The sequence below is a fragment of the Pseudomonas sp. S2_F03 genome (genome assembly GCF_054668335.1).
This window is the reverse complement of the sequence record NZ_CP162759.1, coordinates 5,302,809-5,320,191: the sequence shown is the minus strand read 5'-3', so window position 1 is coordinate 5,320,191 and position 17,383 is coordinate 5,302,809. Positions and strand designations below refer to the sequence as shown.

The 17,383-nt window shown below is 57.9% G+C and carries 15 protein-coding genes and 5 pseudogenes; 9 read left to right on the top strand and 11 right to left on the bottom strand.

The features are described 5' to 3' along the window. The first annotated feature begins 69 nt into the window (after positions 1–69). The 9 genes and pseudogenes from AB4N76_RS24985 to AB4N76_RS24945 all read left to right on the top strand — a co-directional run bounded on the left by AB4N76_RS24985 (position 70) and on the right by AB4N76_RS24945 (position 10,326). The gene (locus AB4N76_RS24985; protein WP_460163687.1) at positions 70–1,044 is read left to right on the top strand and encodes an NmrA family NAD(P)-binding protein; all 975 of its coding nucleotides are present in this window, start codon (positions 70–72) and stop codon (positions 1,042–1,044) included. A 44-nt stretch (positions 1,045–1,088) separates the two neighbouring features. Further along, positions 1,089–2,369 (top strand): acyl-CoA dehydrogenase family protein, encoded by a 1,281-nt coding sequence (locus AB4N76_RS24980; RefSeq protein ID WP_139348062.1) that lies wholly within the window; start codon positions 1,089–1,091, stop codon positions 2,367–2,369. Between the two features lie 40 nt (positions 2,370–2,409). After that, a pseudogene (locus AB4N76_RS24975) lies at positions 2,410–3,539 on the top strand (saccharopine dehydrogenase family protein). Continuing rightward, a pseudogene (locus AB4N76_RS24970) lies at positions 3,536–4,998 on the top strand (AMP-binding protein); the annotation flags it as partial. The pseudogenes AB4N76_RS24975 and AB4N76_RS24970, both read left to right, overlap by 4 nt. A gap of 172 nt (positions 4,999–5,170) precedes the next feature. Further along, positions 5,171–6,410, top strand: a pseudogene (locus AB4N76_RS24965) (thiolase family protein). A gap of 57 nt (positions 6,411–6,467) precedes the next feature. Then, positions 6,468–7,328 carry an SDR family NAD(P)-dependent oxidoreductase gene (locus AB4N76_RS24960; protein WP_460163686.1) on the top strand — a complete coding sequence of 287 codons (861 nt, stop codon included), beginning with the start codon at positions 6,468–6,470 and terminating at the stop codon, positions 7,326–7,328. Continuing rightward, positions 7,325–7,702 carry a hypothetical protein gene (locus AB4N76_RS24955; protein ID WP_460163685.1) on the top strand — a complete coding sequence of 126 codons (378 nt, stop codon included), beginning with the start codon at positions 7,325–7,327 and terminating at the stop codon, positions 7,700–7,702. Before AB4N76_RS24960 ends, AB4N76_RS24955 begins: the two co-directional genes overlap by 4 nt. 1,292 nt (positions 7,703–8,994) lie before the next feature. Then, the gene (locus tag AB4N76_RS24950) at positions 8,995–9,204 is read left to right on the top strand and encodes a hypothetical protein (RefSeq protein ID WP_460163684.1); all 210 of its coding nucleotides are present in this window, start codon (positions 8,995–8,997) and stop codon (positions 9,202–9,204) included. Between the two features lie 777 nt (positions 9,205–9,981). Continuing rightward, a complete protein-coding gene (locus AB4N76_RS24945) occupies positions 9,982–10,326 on the top strand; it encodes a hypothetical protein (protein WP_460163683.1) in 345 nt (114 codons plus the stop codon). Here AB4N76_RS24945 and AB4N76_RS24940 read toward each other — a convergent pair. From AB4N76_RS24940 to AB4N76_RS24890, 11 genes and pseudogenes are all read right to left on the bottom strand, one after another. Then, positions 10,295–10,819, bottom strand: coding sequence for a lysis system i-spanin subunit Rz (locus tag AB4N76_RS24940; protein ID WP_460163682.1), 525 nt, complete (start codon positions 10,817–10,819; stop codon positions 10,295–10,297). The two genes, AB4N76_RS24945 and AB4N76_RS24940, sit on opposite strands and share 32 nt — an antisense overlap. Then, positions 10,810–11,128, bottom strand: a pseudogene (locus tag AB4N76_RS24935) (DUF6527 family protein). Before AB4N76_RS24935 ends, AB4N76_RS24940 begins: the two are co-directional and overlap by 10 nt. Next, positions 11,125–11,549 (bottom strand): annotated as a pseudogene (locus AB4N76_RS24930) (cell wall hydrolase). The pseudogenes AB4N76_RS24935 and AB4N76_RS24930 overlap by 4 nt, the downstream one beginning before the upstream one ends. 151 nt (positions 11,550–11,700) lie before the next feature. Then, positions 11,701–12,048, bottom strand: coding sequence for a hypothetical protein (locus tag AB4N76_RS24925; RefSeq protein WP_460163681.1), 348 nt, complete (start codon positions 12,046–12,048; stop codon positions 11,701–11,703). Next, a complete protein-coding gene (locus tag AB4N76_RS24920; protein WP_460163680.1) occupies positions 12,045–13,007 on the bottom strand; it encodes a hypothetical protein in 963 nt (320 codons plus the stop codon). Before AB4N76_RS24920 ends, AB4N76_RS24925 begins: the two co-directional genes overlap by 4 nt. Before the next feature lie 3 nt (positions 13,008–13,010). Continuing rightward, entirely contained in the window at positions 13,011–13,277 is a 267-nt protein-coding gene (locus tag AB4N76_RS24915) for a hypothetical protein (RefSeq protein WP_460163679.1), read from the bottom strand. Next, entirely contained in the window at positions 13,256–13,765 is a 510-nt protein-coding gene (locus tag AB4N76_RS24910) for a hypothetical protein (protein ID WP_460163678.1), read from the bottom strand. Before AB4N76_RS24910 ends, AB4N76_RS24915 begins: the two co-directional genes overlap by 22 nt. Positions 13,766–13,788: 23 nt before the next feature. Next, positions 13,789–14,823, bottom strand: coding sequence for a hypothetical protein (locus AB4N76_RS24905; RefSeq protein ID WP_460163677.1), 1,035 nt, complete (start codon positions 14,821–14,823; stop codon positions 13,789–13,791). A gap of 114 nt (positions 14,824–14,937) precedes the next feature. Then, positions 14,938–16,227 (bottom strand): TipJ family phage tail tip protein, encoded by a 1,290-nt coding sequence (gpJ, locus tag AB4N76_RS24900; RefSeq protein ID WP_460163676.1) that lies wholly within the window; start codon positions 16,225–16,227, stop codon positions 14,938–14,940. Beyond that, a complete protein-coding gene (locus AB4N76_RS24895; protein WP_460163675.1) occupies positions 16,224–16,466 on the bottom strand; it encodes a tail assembly protein in 243 nt (80 codons plus the stop codon). The genes gpJ and AB4N76_RS24895 overlap by 4 nt, the downstream gene beginning before the upstream one ends. A gap of 440 nt (positions 16,467–16,906) precedes the next feature. Beyond that, positions 16,907–17,335, bottom strand: a complete 429-nt coding sequence (locus AB4N76_RS24890) for a hypothetical protein (RefSeq protein ID WP_460163674.1) — start codon at positions 17,333–17,335, stop codon at positions 16,907–16,909. Positions 17,336–17,383 lie beyond the last annotated feature (48 nt).

Sequence of the window (17,383 nt, the reverse complement as noted above, 5' to 3'; positions counted from 1 at the left end):
GCCACTCGCCTTAATGCGAGCCAGGCACAACCGCTCGCCCCCATGACCGATTACAGCCAGGAGAACAGCATGAGCAAGAAGACCGTCACGGTATTCGGCGCCACCGGGACTGCCGGCGTCGCCTGCGTCAATGAGTTCATTCGCCAGGGCCTGGTCAATATCAATGTGCTGGCGCGCCGCTCCGGCCAGGTGGAACGCTCATCGTCGGGTATCAGCAAGAGCGAGTCGCAAAAACAGCTGCAGTACGCCGAATGGGCGCGCCAGGGCGTGACCATCAAGGAGGTCGACGTCACCATTGCCCAAGCGCTGGTCCCGGCGCTGCGCGGCACCGACTACCTGGTGTCCTGCGTGCCGCTCTACGCCACCGAATCGCAGATGCCGCTGATTTTTGCCGCCAAGGAAGCCGGGGTCGAACGCTTCGTGCCATCCGAGTACGGCGCTATCTACGAGTTCGAGCAGTTCTGGCAAACCGACACCATGCACCGCTTGATGGCCCGGCAGAAGGCGTTCATCCGGCGCATGATCGAATTGGCCGGCATGGACTACACCATCATTCCGGCGGGTGCATGGATCGAGTACTACATGCAGGAGCCAGTGATGGTGATGGGCGATCCCGACGCCAAGCTGGCCTGGTCGACCGGCGCGGATGTCGGTCGCATCATTCCGCATGTGCTGGCCCACCCGGCCTCGCGCAATGCGATCTGCCCAGTCGCGGCCACGGCCTGGTGTTCGTGGAACGAGCTGCTGGCCGCGCGCGAACAAGCCATGGGACGCCCGATCGAGCGTAACGAGTTGACGCCCGAGCAGTGGCGCGCAGCCTACGCGGCTTCCCATCCCGGTGCCATCCAGACTCTGCTGGCGATCGGCGTCGCCATGGTCGATACACCAGCGGGCATGTCGCTGTTCGGCAACTGGAACAAGACCTTCCTCCCCGAGTTCAAGGGGACGCCGCTGCAAGCGCTGTTCGTCGACACCGTGGAGCCTTTCGTCGAGGCCACGCGCGCCGCGCTGATCGCCGCCGGTGAACTCCCGGCCGACGCCTAGCGTGCAGGCCATAAGAAAAACCGAGTGATATGACGAGGCCCATCATGAAACTAAGTAACCGGATCAACCTGCCTGACATTTCAATAACCGGCTTTGAAACGCCCCTGAACGAGGTCGAGCGCGGCATCCAGGACAGCGTGCATCGCTTTGCCAAGGATTTCATGCGCCCCCTCGGCCAGGAACTCGACAAGATGACCGCAGAGCAGGTGGTCGCCCCCGGCTCGCCGTACTACAGCATGTTCAGCGAAGCCGCCAAGTTGGGCCTGAGTTCCGATCTGCTGGCCGAACTGCCGCCGGAAACGGCCGTACGCGTCGAGTCTATGATCGGCGAGGAAATGGGCTGGGGCGATGCCGGCCTGGCGGTTTCCCTGGGCGTCAGCACCTTCCCGAACGAGATGGCCAAAGCCGTAGGGAACCAGGAGCTGATCGATCTAAGTGCCGGAAAAATCGGCTGCTGGATGATTACCCATCCGGACAAGGGCACTGACGTCAGCGCCTTCGACTTGCAGCGCGACTGGGTCCCGGGGCAGTTGGGCAACAAGGGCAATCTCTTCGCCAAGGTCGGCGAGCACGAGATCGTCATTAACGGCCAGTGCTCGGCCTGGGTGTCCAACGGCGCGGTGGCCCAGGTAGCTCTGGCCTACATGACCGCCGACTATGGCAACGGCTTCTACGATGCCAATGGCTTGCCTTATGGCATCTCCGTAATCGTGCCCCTGGACTTGCCCGGTGTCAGCAAGGGCAAGCCGCTGGAGAAGATCGGTCAGCGCGCCCTGCCGCAGGGCGAGGTGTATTTCGACAACGTGCGGATTCCCAAGCGCTTCGCCGTGGCCCTGCAGGACGAGTACTACGGCAACGTCGTTTCGACCTGGTCGTTCGCTGGCACCCACATGGCGCAATGGTTCACTGGCGTGGCACGTTCCGCGTTCGAGCTGGCCCTGGCCTACTGTCATGAGCGCAAGCAGGGTGGCCAACTGCTGATCAACCACCAGCTTACCCGCTACCGCATCGGCGACATGATGCGTCGTGTCGAGCTTTGCCGGGCTGTCGCCCGCCGCTCCCTGGCCTATGCGCGCCTGTCCCCGCAGGGGCACCCCTGTGCCACGGCTTCCAGCAAGGTCACCGTGACCGAAGAGGCCATGCGCGTGGTCAGCGATGCCATGCAGCTGTTCGGCGGCAATGGCCTGACCCGCGAGTACCCCATGGAGAAGTTGTTCCGCGATGCCCGCGCCGCGCTGATCGAGGATGGCGAAAACATGATGCTCACCACCCGCCTTGGCTTCCTTGTCCAGGAGCTCTACGAAGACGGCTGGCCCCGGTACTGATCCCAAACCCGACTAACAATAAACTTTGGAGACAATAGAAATGGCTAAGTATCCCGTAGTTGTTTATGGCGCCAGTGGCTACACCGGCATGCTGACCATGGATTGGCTGATCGACCAGAACATCCCGTTCACCGCCGTGGCGCGCAATGCCAAGCGCGCGCAGGAAATGATGGCGCAACGGGTGGTACGGCTGGAGTCCGCGACCTATGAAATCATTGAGGCCGAGCACAACGTCGAGTCGCTGAGCGCCGCCTTCAAGGGGGCCAAGGTGGTCTGCAACACCGTTGGCCCCTTCGTCAACTTCGGTCTGACCACCGTCGAGGCCGCGCTCAAGGCCGGCTGCCACCACATAGATACCACCGGCGAGCAAAGCTATGTTCGTCAGGTTCGCGAGCAATTTGGTGAACTCTATCGTCAGGCTGGCTTACTGGTTTCGCCATCGCTGTCCTACATGTTCAGCTTCTCCGAGATCGCCGCCGAACTGGCGCTGGAAACCCCCGGCATCGACGTGCTGGAAACCGCCGCCCTGTGCCGCGGCCCGCGTGATGTCGCCGGGGTCAGCCTGGGCTCGGCGGCCTCGATTTTCGAATTGTTCCACGAGGAGCAGTTCTACCTGTGGGAAAACAAGCTGGTGCAGCACCCCGCCACCGCTTCGTTCAACATTGTCGACCCCAACTTCATGGAGCCGGTTTTCTCCCTGCCTTGGGGGGAACCTCGCTGCCGATTTACTTCGAGCATGATCCGCGCGTGCGCGCCTGCACCTCCGCGGTCGGTTTCTACGACAACAATGTGATGCCGATGGTGCATGGCCTGAGCCAGAAGTGGGAAGCGGAATACAAGCACTTGTCCAAGGAGCAGCAGGACGCGGTGGTGAGGAGCCTGGTAGAGGCCACCACGCCGAGCATGCCGCCCCGCGAACGCACCACCTTGCAACGCAGCGTCGACATCGCTATCGGCCGCGGTCACCTGGCCGCCGTGCGCGCTACCGTGCATGGCGTCACACCCTATATTTCCACCGGTGCCCTACAGGCCGCGGCGGCGATCAAGCTGCTCGACGGCGACACCAACAAGGTCGGCTTCGCTTCCGGCTCCAAGGCTTTTGGACACCGCTATCTGCTCGGCTTCCTGGAAGAGCGCGGCCTGGCCCGTGCCACCGTTACCAAACTCTGATTACCGGCACAGGAACCACTTATGGCCATCATCGACTTTTACGATCGCGGCTGGGGCATCAACCCTGCCGGGGTCGCCTACATCAAGGCGAGCGCTCTTACACCTTCAACGAAATCGGCGAGCTCTCGTGTCGCATCGCCAACAAGTTGCTCGCACTGGGCTTGCCGAAAGAAACCAAGGGTGCCGTCTGGTCAGGTAACGACGTCACCGCCTGGGCCTGCACACTGGGTCTATGGCGCGCCAACATGACCTGGATTCCAGTCAACGCGCGCAACTCAAGCGAAGAGAATCACTACATCCTCGACGCATTCGATTGCGAGGTGATGTTCTACCAAAACGATTTCGCGCAAATCATCACCGAGCTACGGCCCAAGCTGCCGAAGATCAAGCACTGGATCTGTATCGATGCCGACGCTGTCGATGCACCTTCGTTGGAGCTATGGAGTGCCGGCCAGCCGGCGAGCCGTCCCGAAGTCGCCCATGACATGGACGATGTGGTGGCGGTCTCACCCACTGGTGGCACTACGGGCACGCCAAAAGGAGTGATGAACACCCACCGCAGCCTGCAGACGTTCATCGCCCACTTCATGCTGACCTGTGCTTATCGCAGTGGTGAAAAGCTGGTGAATATGGCCGCTGCACCGATGACCCACACTGCCGGCCTGTTGGCCGTACCCTGCACGGCGCAAGGTGGCACTGTAGTGGTTATTACCAAACCTGATCCGGCATTGATGTTGAACGCCATTGCGCAGCACAAGGTCAGCGAGCTCTTTCTGCCGCCAACGGTGATCTACAGGCTGTTGGAAACTCCCGGTATCGAGAAGCTGGACTTCTCCTCGGTGAAGTACCTGATGTACGGCGCTGCTCCGATGTCGGTAGACAAGCTAAAGAAAGCTATCGAGATTTTCGGTCCGGTCATGACCGGCGGCTATGGCCAGACCGAAGCACCGGCCAGTATCGCCAACTTTCGTCCCGACGAACATCTGGTGGGCGAGCAATTCGCCGACGACGAACGTCTGTCCTCGGTCGGCCGCCCCAACCCGCTGGTCCGCGTCGAAGTGATGAGCGACACCAACCAGATCCTGTCGCGCGGTGAAACCGGTGAAATATGCGTGCGCGGCGACCTGATCATGAAGGGTTACTACAAGCAACCGGAGAAGACCGCCGAGACCATCGTCGACGGTTGGCTGCATACCGGCGACATCGGCCATATCGATGCCGAAGGCTATCTGCACCTCACCGATCGCAAAAAGGACATGATCATTACCGGTGGTTTCAACGTCTATCCCAGTCAAGTCGAGCAAGTGCTGTGGGGACATCCGGCCGTTCAGGACTGCGCCGTGATTGGCGTGCCCGATGAGAAATGGGGCGAGGCCGTCAAGGCCGTGGTCGAGCTCAACCAGGCCAGGAAACCACAGAGCAGGAGCTTATCGAGCTGTGCAAAGCCAGGCTGGGCAGCGTGATGGCACCGAAGTCTGTCGACTTCACTACCAGTCTGCCACGCAGTCCGGTGGGCAAGGTGCTGAAAAAAGAACTGCGTCAGCCGTATTGGGAAAACGCAGCTCGCAAGATCTGACACAACCGGAGGGGTGCGAACTGGACACCGACCAACTGAACATAAGGAATTTTCAATGAGCAATATCTATATCGCCGGCATCGCCATGACCGTCTTCGGTCGCCACAACGAACGCAGCCTCGACGACTTGGCACGCGAGGCTTTCCAGGGCGCTTTGAAGGACGCCCACTGTAGCGCCGCCGATCTCGATATCGCATTTTATGCCGGCATGACCAATGGCCCGTTGCAAGGCCAGCTCTCGATCCCCGGTCAGGTCGTGTTCAGCAAGATCGGTATTCAAGGCATTCCTATCTATAACGTCGAGAATGCCTGCGCTTCGGAGTAGCTCAGCCTTCAATCTGGCCGTGCAAAGTCTCAAGGCCGGTACGGCCAGTATCGCGCTGGCGTTGGGTGCGGAAAAGATGAACATCCCGGATAAACTCAAGGCCCTCTCGCTGTTCGAGGCTGGTTGGGACGTATCTTGCGCCGAAGAGAATTATCAGACGCTGGTGAAAATGGGCGAAGGCGTGGTGCCGCCCGCCGGGTCGGAATCGGACAAGCCTTACAGTAAGTTCATGGCCATCTATGCCGCATTGTGCCGCCACCATATGAAAACCTACGGCACCACGCAGCGGCAGATCGCAGCGGTGTCGGCAAAAAACCACACTCACTCGGTCCATAACCCCTACTCGCAATTTCGCAAAGCCTTCGGTATCGACGAAATCCTTGCCGCCCCTCCGATCACCTACCCGCTCACCCTGCCAATGTGCGCGCCGCTGTCGGACGGTGCAGCAGCCGCCATCCTGTGCACCGAGGAAGGACTCACACGCATCGGTGCCGACAGGAGCCGCTGCATCAAGGTAGCGGCCAGTGTCATCCGTAGCTTCAGCCATCGCCGGCTCGATCAGCCGGAACTGAACGTCGGTCACCTGGCCGCTAACCTGGCCTATGACCTGGCAGGGCCTGGGGCCGCAAGACATGCATGTCGCCGAAGTCCATGACGCCTCGGCGATGGGTGAAATCATTCAGGTCGAAAACCTGGGCCTGGTCCCGTTCGGTCAGGGCGGTCCTGCGGCTGAACGTGGCGAATTCACCCTGGGCGGACGCATCCCGGTCAATACCTCAGGCGGCCTGGAATCGAAGGTCATCCGCTCGGTGCTACCGGGATTGGCCAGCTCTACGAACTGGTGACGCAACTGCGCGGGGAGGCTGGCGCACGCCAGGTACATGGCGCACGCCATGCAATCCAGGAGAACGGCGGCGGCTTGCAGGGTATTGAGGAGGCAGCAGTCGCGATCCACATTCTCAGCAGATAGTACTTGTCAGAAAAATTTGTAGTGGCGAAACCAATCAAAACAAGAAGGATAAAAAACATGTTCCAAAACAAAGTAGTCGTCATCACCGGTGCAGGATCCGGCATTGGTCGGGAGTTGGCTATCCAACTAGTGGAAGCTGGCGCACATGTCGCCCTGTCGGACATCAACCAGGTGGGTCTCGACAAAACCATGAAGCTATTGCCTGACGCCAGCAAAGCGAAAGGTTACATCCTGGACGTATCGTCCTGGGATGCCTTCCAGGCTCATGCCGACGAGGTGAAACGAGATTTTGGCACGGCGCACTTCGTCATCAATAACGCAGGTGCCGCAGTCATCGGGACAGTTGCCAACACCTCCATCGATGAGTACGAGTGGCAACTCGGTATCAACATGTGGGGCGTGCTGTACGGTACCAAAGCGTTCCTGCCGATGATGCAGGCCCAGCGAGAAGGCTGCATCGTCAACATTTCCAGCGTATTTGGCCTGGTGGGTTTCCCGATGCAAAGCGCTTACAACATGTCGAAGTTCGCCGTACGTGGTCTGACCGAAGCATTATGGTCTGAACTCGATGGTAGCGGTGTACGCGCTGTGTGTGTGCACCCCGGAGGAATTCGAACCAATATTGAAAAGGCCGGACGACGTTGTAAAGCCGCCGGTAAAACAGAAGAAAGGTTCACCGCTCTGGCAGAAAAAATGCTACTGACGCCAGCGGCAGATTGTGCCGGCGACATCATCAAGGGGCTCCGCAACGGAACCAAACGCATTATCACAGGGAACAAGTCGAGCACCTTGTTCTGGATAAGCGGCTATTTCCGAATAGTTATCCGGCATTACTCAAGTTGCTTGGCTGGGGCCAAAAATTACAAGATGTCTCTGTGTGATGCGAGGCATCACCTCCTCTCAGGAACAATCCCATGACCGACAGTTATACCCGCAAGCTTTTTATTTCTGCCGCTTGTTTCAACGTACTTGCGGGTCTTCCATTACTCGTAGCTCTGCGCCCCGTAGCTGCACTGTTGGGGCTGCAAATTACCCCTACCTCAACCCTCTTCATTCAACTCACCACGTGCCTGGTTATCATATTCGGTTGGGCCTATTGGATGATCGCTCGCGATCCGCTGCAGTATCGTCCCTATATCCTGCTCGGGATAATCCTGAAAGTACTGTTTGTTGTGGTGGTTTATGGTCACTGGCTGGCGGGCAGCATCCCTTGGCCATTGCCACTAGCGGCATCGGGTGACATCGTCTATGCACTACTGTTCTGGCGTTATTTCCAGCGTGCTGAGCGTTGAACTGCGTAGTGAAAGAACACACCGATAGCAAGTGACCGAAAAGCAGCTTCCTTTGTGGAGGTAGCTGCGAGACTTGCTCCGTGATCCACATCGACGCCATCTGGCGGTCACCGTGCCGATGGATATGCGATCCGGAACCGAGAAAGCTTTCGCCCATCTCTTCCGAAAGAGGTGAGGATTCCACCGAGAGCCAGTCGGTCTGTAGGGGTAAAAACGCCTAAAAATAAAAAGGGGTCGCGAGATAAAATCTCGCAACCCCTTTGAATTATATGGTCGGGACGGAGTGATTCGAACACTCGACCCCTAGCACCCCATGCTGGGAACTGTAGCGACCAAGCATTTGTTTTATAAGGATAATAGCCAGTTATAGGCGTAACAAAACATCCGTTTTTTTGTGCTTATGCAAACGGAAACACGCTGCCTCCAGAGGAGGTTTTGCGCATCTTTCTCCGGCGTTCTGCCGACCTAAACTTCCCATCCAAAGTGGTGCTACGCTGACCTCAAAAACGAGAATCCGCGATGCCAAACCGGGACCCGATTTCGCAGAAATTACACAAGGAGACCTATGTGATTGCACATCGTTATCTGTTTGCACTTTCCGTCTTGCTCTTCGCCTCCAGCGGACAGGTCTTTGCGCAGTCGAGCGCCGAATCTCGAGTGGATAAGCTTGAGGATACCGTTCGCACCCTGGAGCGTCGCGTAGCCACACTTGAGGATCAACTGCGCCAGCGAAATGCTGCTCCCTCCATTCCACCAGACAAAGCTAACTGGCGAAGGCTCAAAAGGGGCTATCAGAGGCAGACGTGGAACGGTTGCTTGGTAGCCCTACAAAGGTAAATGCGAATCTCGCCTTCACGACTTGGGAGTACGGCGACTCGGACGGTGGGTACGTGCAATTCGATGCCAAGAGCCGCACTGTCATGGGCTGGTACGAACCGTGACGTGAATCACAGAGGCCTAACCCCTCATGCAAGGGGACGCCTTTGGGCCGGTTCAGACCACCTGTGAGTGGCCACATCGGAGCGAAAAGTGTCGTACAAAGCGGCCATTTGCCTGGCAGAGCATCACCATGTCAAGGTGACCCCGAAACCCATGCAAGCATATGATCTATAAAGAAAAACAGATGTTTTAAAGTAGGTGCAAAACCGTGACATCACCCTATAAGAATCAACAACTTAGCGTTGTATATTCCTACAGTGGTTCCCCTCCCTGGCGTTCTTCCAACCGATCCCCCCGAGCCCCACCGAGAAGCTTTTTGACTGCTACGCTGACCTCTTCACGGAGGATTCACGATGCCAAATTCAGACCTGCTCCCTTCCCTGCTCTTCAAGATCAACGAAAACCAGCTCGCGCTTGAGGCTGCCATCATGGAGCTTACGCTCTGGGTCGAACAACGCGGATCAGCGGAGGTCGCTGGCAACGTTCGTGGCGCTTTGGACACAATCAGCAAGAACGAAGAGTTCATCAAAATGACGCTCGCGGTGCTGATGACGCCGGAGTGATAACTATCGGCCAGGAATTGGAGGACCTAGACTCCAAAATTGCCGATGTCATGTCTGTGTAGAGAACACGGAAGAAGAAATTATGGGACTTCGAAGAGTACTGTTAGGCATAACCTTATTTTCAGTGTCGTATCTCGCAGCGGCTGAATCTCCGGGAGAACTCTGGAGGCAGGGGTACAAGATTATTTGGGAATCGCCCTATGAAAGCGTTGAGGAATGCACTCCTGACCATGCCTTAGTCCTGTCGCAGGAATATGTCTTTATCTGCAACAGCTATTCGTATGTCTATCATTACGGAGGGTCTTCGTAGCCTCACGTGTTTTTTACACACAACGGCAAAACATTTACCGCCAGCTACCTGTGCATGGATGGTGGTGATGAGTGTCTAAGTGGTGATCTGATTAAGCGCCGCTAAATGCTAGGCGAGTCGACGCCAGGCCGACGAGCCTTGATGTTCACTAAAAACTTGGCTGGAGATTTTCGTTTTTGTTCGTTAAGTGATTTACAGCATCAAAGCCTGGGATGCCGTATAGAAATCAAACAAGGCCTTTATTATCAAGGCCTTAAGCTACAAACAAGCCACAAAAAGCAGCACCTTTTGCGACTCTTTAGAACCCAATAAACATTGGTCCAAACGGTTGCATTTTGGGGAAGATCTTCCCCGAAGAACTCCCACCTCCGGCGTTCTGCCGAAAACACAAACCTACTGCTCGTCGTCATACCCTCGCCCAATCGCCCCGCCTCGATTACTGTATATCCAAACAGTATCTAAAAGGCATGACCGTGGCCCCCCTCGAAATCGAAGACACCAGCGACTGGCTTGGCTGCCCGACTGAACTTGAGACCTGCCGTTCCTTCCTGCGCCTAACCGAGAACGAGGTGCAGGAACTGAGCATGCAATTGCGCAAAGCCCGCGAAGACATCTTCGGCCTGGTGCAGATGCATGCCGACGTGTCCCAGGATCGGGATCAGCTACGAGCTGAGTTGAACCGCCTTAAAGGAGAGCATTCTGAACTATCCAGTAAGGCTTACAGCCTCCAGCTGATAGCCGACCAGCGAGATCACCTGTTTAGAGAAAACCAGAGGTTGCTCATGGAAAAGCGGGAGCGGAAATCTCTCTGACGTATGCCTGGCAAGCCTTCAGCGCAATCAGTCCCTGATCGCCGGCGTCGGTGATGGCGACAATTCGTTGAGCATGCGCAGGGTCAAGTCGGACGCGCGTTCCTCCATGAACCACGCCGACGGCTTCGGTACCGGCTGGCATTGAACAGCCACTGTCTGGATCCGTGGCGTCGAGGAGGACTGACAACCGCAAATCAGAAGTGGCAAGGCGATCGCGCAGGCGCACCTGTTTAGTTTGAGCATCTGTCAGTTCCTTGTGGTGGGTTTGATCGCTGGCCGCCAGCCGCTGCTCGAGCGCTAGGCGCTTGTCTTGATCGGCTCGCACTTGGGTGGCAGCCGCGTTGCTGATTGCGGCGAGATCGTCCTTGTGCAGCCCAGCCTGCTCGGCGAGTTGCTTGCCATAGCGCCAATCCTGAAACCGCCAGGCGCTCCCGGCGGCGACCAGAGCCAGCGCCAGCACGCCGATCAACTTCCACGGAATCTTTACTGGCATTGCTCGTCCTCCCAAGCAGGCAGATCCACGGTCTGCCCGGCCAGTGAGTGCGTGCAGTCGCCAAGAAACCGAATGCGGCCGTCGGTAACGAACGAATGGCACACCCGATCCCCGTCAGACCACGCGTAACGCACCAATACCGAAGGCGTGAACGTTGGGCTATCCAGATTGCCGTTCCAGCCCCACCGGGGTCCGGCGCCGGGGCCGTGCATTATCCGGTGCACCATCTCGCAACCCGGGCACTCGAACCAGAGGCTGCCCTCTTCGGTCGTCGCCAGTGCGCGGGACGAGTCTGCGAAAGGCTGTCATGGCACATCCTTGAAAAAGACGTGACCACCGATAACCCCAGTCTGCTTGGCCTTAACTGCCCAGGCAGGCGCCTTCTTCATGGCGGACGCGTAGTAGTGCGTGGCGCCGCCGGTGGGATCCGGCACCTTGCCGTCGATCACCTGGTCAGCGGCGATCCGTGCTTGGGCCAGTTCGCGGAAAGGGATCGGCTTTGCGCCGGACAGGTAGGCAAAGTTCGGATCGCTCCTGTTCCAGCAACTGAACTGGTACGGCTTCTGACAAACACCCGCGTAGCCCTCCCCCACCACGACTTCGCCTTTCCGTCGTTAACGCGGTTGCGAATGGTCCAGGCCACGGCAATCTGGCCGGCCAGGCTTTCACCACGGGCTTCACCCCACAGCGTACGCGCGAGGATGTCGCGATCTTTCTCCGTTGCGGTCATCACTTTTCTCCAGGCGTAAAAAAGCCCGCACTTGGCGGGCTCATTTGGCTTACTGAGATCGTATCGGGAGTCGTGACCGAGACCGTGAGGTCCATCCCTTCGGTTGGTTGAACTGGCCATTCGACCTCTAGCGGCCAGACCGGTTGACCGGTTACACGATCAAGCAACACGGCATAGGTTTTCCACTTTTTAACTGCGCTGTACGCACAGGCAATTCCGCTTCTTCCTCTGGGGTCGCTATCTCCAACTCAAGCGCGTCGTTTAGAACACTAATTCGGTTGGTAATCGCCAACTTTTGAGCCGTTGCAAGTTGCGTCAACTTCTGAAGCTCCTCACTTTGATCGGCAAGGATATTGCGCGGCGGGTGCAAGAACCCTAAGTAACGAGGGTCATCGTCCTCGACTACTCCAAGATTCGGCCATACTTCTGGATCTTGTGGACCAGCAAAAACCGCGATAATGGATTCTTCTGACGCACCGCTGTATTGAACAAATGTCATATCGAGTACCCAGAGACGTATACGGAATAGGTGGGAACACCAGCAGTGCTGGACCCAATAATCCCAACGTTTTGCGGGACAGTTAATGGTACACCGCCAAAGTTAATTGACGTTGCAGCGCCGGCGCCGATGGCCGTTGAAAGGTTCTGCTGCCCGAGCAAAGTGCCAAGTTGGGATACCACCGTCAGCGACATTGTCGAGGCTAAAGTGCTCTGCACAATCATTTCGCCCGATATGATCTTGACGGCATTTGCCGGAACGATTCCGGTAAGCGCCGTATTGGCATTGACCGGTGATCCAACAAACGCGGCTGTGAGTTGGATGTAAACGTCTCTCCCGAAAACACTGCACACCTTGAACTGGCTGCTTGCGTTGGTGGGAACTACGGTAAGTAGTGCCGACGCCGTGTAGCCTGACGGCATGAATGCACCGCCGTAGACCGCGGGCATGACCGTGTTCGGTGAGGCGACCCCGAGCAATGCCTTTGCATTAGTCACCGGGTTGTAGATCGCGTAAATGGCCACCCAGCCACTTGCGGGCGCCGCACCGGTGTCCATGGCGCCAGCGCCATTCGCGGCAGCCAGGTTGGTTCCCTGGCTAAAATTCGAAAGCTGAAAAGCCAAGCCGCCAAGGGCTGACTTTACGATGATCTCGTCAGCGGTATAGGTGGCGGTGGCGCTCGCCGCGGCCACCGCCATCTTACCGTTTCGTGTTTCGCCGACATTGACCGTGGCTTGGGTGACCGAGTCGAGTGGCCCTCGGTCAATCCAAGCAGTGTTGGTCGAGTCCCGCTGCCTCAGTCGGCCCGTACCGATGTCCCCCCAAAACTGGCACGGAAATGAGGGAGACGGGGCCGAAGCCCCGCTGCTTTGTGATGCAAGCGCCACCAGAGCGGCGTTCAAATCGGTTCGGAACGGCAGGCCCGCCGCGTTTGCGATGTTCATATCGTGCTGCGACATGGGTCAGTATCCCTTTGAGATGTAGTCAATCGAGCGCCCGGATTGAGCGACCCCACTGGAGTTGCGAATGAAGACCTTAAAGCCGGTGGCGGTCTTGGCAGAGACGTCGAAGTAATCGCCAGGCGAAAGCCCCTGCGCCGTCAGGCTGACGGCGGGATTGGCGTTGAATGGCGGGGAATATGTGATTACCAAACCACCGACAGGCACCGGAATATCGTTGCCCTCAACGATACGATCGAGCATATCGATCACGACCTGAAGCGTCGACACGTCGATCCAGTGCGATACCTGCTGAACCGATCCGCGCAGTTCAAAATCGAACTGACGAGCGCGGTAATCGCCGACAACGAATGGCTTCCATGCCGACCAAGCCGCCGGGGAGACATCGGACGTCCGCACCCACGAGAAAGCTCCGCACCATTCGGCGGATCGCCGTCGATGCTTACCAGTGCGTCGAAGTCCGCTACCGGATCGATATAGGTCCCATCGTCATAAAGATCGGCATCCACATTGGCCGTGAGCCGGCTGTCGTACACAAACCCAAGATCTACAGGCGCTGCGAAGCGGTAGGACATGGAGAGCGTGGAACCGCCCAACTTATCCATTTCACTAATTACCCCGTCGACATCGGCAATATCATCAAACAGCGATGTGCCAGACATCCTGAGTATTCCGCCATCCACGGCCGCATTGACTGCGACCCCGGGAAAGATTGGCGACTCAGCGAGCGTCAGGAAAACGTTGGCCGGCAGAGGCACTTGTGCATCCGACCAAACCTCGGTTATTGCCCGCCGATGTTCGATGAGTCGACGGCCCGAGCCATGTACTTCCCAGGCAGCAGCGAGACAACGGCCGAGGTTGATCGACCGCTTGCCTCGGTCAGTGGAAGTGCAGACTCCCAAGTAGCCGAGGTATTCCTTGAGTGGCGGATGGTGATGTTACCGCCCAGCTTCACATCCAGATCAGGGACTGGGTCCCATGACAGAGTTGCCACGCTGTTGATAACGTCGAGCCGGAGCCCGAGCAGTGCCGATGGTGGAGCTGTGAGACCGATGACCGTGTAGGTCTGTGTGGATGCCGGTCCTGCATAACCCAGTACCGACTTTGGCGTTACGCGCACAGTCCACTGCCCAGCCGACGCAGCCTCAAAATCAATGCTCGGCGTCGACACCTCGTTGACGTATTCCCAGTTTCCTCCGGGCTTCAAAGCCTCAACCTGGTAGCGCATCGCCCTTGCTGGCTGCGACCAGCTCACCGACAGCCTGGCCGCGGCCAGACCTGTCCCGGTGTCATACAGCGACTCAAGGAATGTCAGCTGCCCAACCGCATCGGGCGATCCGAGATTGATGATGCTGGTTGGAGCGTCTACGTCTGGGATTCCGAAGTCGACCTGGTCAAACTTGTCGAGATCATATGCAACAGCGCTGATGACGTAGGTACCATCTCCACCCTCGGTAACGCCGACAATCCTGAATTTCTGCGTGTCCAGCGTAGCGCTGGAGAACGCCCATGGCGCTGACGCCAGTGGCGCCACTGGCAAGGCAGGTGAAAGTGGAATAGATGTCGAACCCGTCAAAACAGCGACGAAGCGACTGACATAGGTGCCGTCGGGCATGATGATGCTAATTACGCCATCAGCTCCCTGACCAAGCGGGGCATCAAGAAGCAGATTGGAAGCCGTGGTCCCAGCCAGCAGCCGCCCACCATTGCGAGCGCCGGCGCGATTCGCGTCCGCAATAGCGACGATGTCGCCAGGCATTGGGATTGCCCCGTCAGCACCGACGGCAAACGTCACCGCCTCGCTTTCGGCATACAACAGCCAACGACCCAGGCGACGAGCCTGGCCGCGCGACGATGCAACCCACGGCAACCACGTCGCTTTGCTGGATACGCCCCCAATCCACAATCAGCTCAGGTCGCTCAACGAGCTCTACGGTCTGCTTGTATTGCTGGAATGGGTTGTTCCAAGTGACCGCCGCGACGTTGTAGCGCTGGTCTGAGGCGACAGATTGATAGCTGAACTCTCCGCCAACGACATTCGAGTTGTTGAACAAATACCGACTGGAACGGGGTGCATCCTGCACCGCCGTGAAGTACCGCCAGCCCAGAAGCAGATCGCCCGGAACACCGACACCATGTCGTTGACCAGCTTCCATGCGTCCTGCTGGGTGGTCAGGGCCATATTGCAGGAAAACCGAGGCTCAACGCCGCCGGTTCCGTAGCCATTCGGGACCATCACGTCACAGTATTGGGCGATGCTGTACAGCGCGAATTTGTCGATCAGGGTCGAGTCGAGCAAGCCCCCAAGCCCGTAGCGGGTGTTGGTCAGCATGTCGTACCAGACCCACGCCGGATTGTTGCTCCACTCCCTTTTGAAGGTGCCGTCCCACGACCCCGAATAGGTCCGGGTGACAGTGTTGTAGTTCGTCGGGACCAGGATCTTGATGCCCTGGACCATGAACGCCATGCGCGGGATGCTGGAGAACTGCTGTGCATCGATCGAGATGCCGACCATCGCGGTGTTGGGATAGCGAAGCTTTTCGTCCCACAGCAGCGTCATGCTGTCAAAGAACGTGCGGTTTTGGAGTGAGGCGCTGGTGGAATCAGCGGTCAGCCGGGTAACCCGAACGTAACGAGGAAACCCACCAGAAGCCGGGAGTCGCAGGTAATACGAAAACTGCGTGCGGCTCATGGTCTTGCCGTCGATGGCAAGGTCTGCGCACAGCGCAAACCAAGCACCACTCCCCACGCGCCCCTCAATGCGGAACTCAGCCCGGGCGCCGTTCGTATCGCCGTTCTGGGTGTTTTGCGTAGATAGCTGTGGCGTGCTAATGGTGACGCGGACCGCGTCCACATCTACATCGGTGACGGCTCGCTCGGTGGCAATGCCGTACTTTAGTTCGATGCCGACGGTTTGCTCGGCTTCGAGCCCGGTCATCGGCATATACGGCTGACCCTGGGTGCCGTAACGAAAATCAATGCTGACATTGGAGAAGTTGTAGCTTTCGTCAGGGTTCTGAAGCGGCACATCGTCGAAATAGATGCCCATCAACCCAAACGGTATGCCGTTGATCTCCCCTTCGCTGATTGCGTGCAGAACCCGCACATGTTGGCGCGAGCGAAGACTGTCGGGTGCCTCAACCGCAGCGCGGACGGTACTCCCACCACCTCCGCCACCGCTCTTTCCGCCGCCCTTGCGGCCTACGATGAGTTCGCTCATGTCGGAATCGCCTCTGCCCACGTACCTACGCCGACAACACTCGAACCCACCAGCATCTGGCCGTAGACGACGGGGACCGGAAGGCCTTGTTGGGTCGAGTTGAATGCACCGTTGAACAGGTAGCTCGGCTTGTTCTCGGTGCTGGCTTGTTCTTGCTGGCTGCCTGATTTCGTGGTTGGTACCGGCGACAACATCTGCAGAACCCCGCCGGCAACCATGCCGATACCGACACCGATCAATGCGGCGCCAACTGGAGAGCCGGCACCGCCAGATGCCGCCGTGACTACGACGCCGACGACAATGAGTGCTGCCCCAAAAACTGTTTGAAGGAGACCACCGTTCTTACTGCCGCTAATGACAGGGACGACGCGAATCTCGCGAGTTCCGCTCAGGGCGAAATGATCAGCGCCGACGTTCTCCCGATTGCGGAAGATGGCGAACCTGGTGCCGCGGCGAGCAGTAGATAAAACGAAGTCCTCAAACCCTTCGATAGTGTGCTTGAGGGCGCTGAATGCCTCTTGGGTCGTTCCACTTTCAAGGTGGCGAAAGTGCTCGCGCCCAAAGCTTTAGCCAGGCTGCCAGAGAGCAAAATTCTGGTCATAGCCTTTTGGTGGGAGGCACTCATACTTTTCTCCGGGCAATAAAAAACCGCCCGGAGGCGGTTGGTTGTTCGGTTCGGCTATTTGCCGCCGTAATCTATGTGTGGTGCTAAGTAGAAGCCCTGCATGTCGCCACTGAGCCTGAATAAATAATCTTGTCCCGGCCGAATTTCAGTAGGTGTTGTCCTAATGGCGGCGCTGCCGCAAAGGGCTGAGAACTCAGGGCCCACTCCGAGGTTTCGGCTACCTGACTCAACGTATAGGCTCACCTTCTGGCCTGATGCCATCTTGGCTGCGCGCTTCCCGTCAATGTAGATGGTCAGGTCACACCCAGACCCTGTCATGCCGCTATCACGGACGATGGTGATCTTCCCGGAGTCTGCTACCGGCTTGCTCTGGAATCCGTAGATGGCGTCGGCAGGCACTTGCTCAGCAACGTTGATTGGTGTCGGGGTGGTTGCGCATCCGGCCAGTGCAACCGCGGCGAGGATGGTGAGGGCTGTACGCATGTTGAGCCTCCATGTGTTTTGGCGACTCTAACAGGGGAGGCGCGAAAA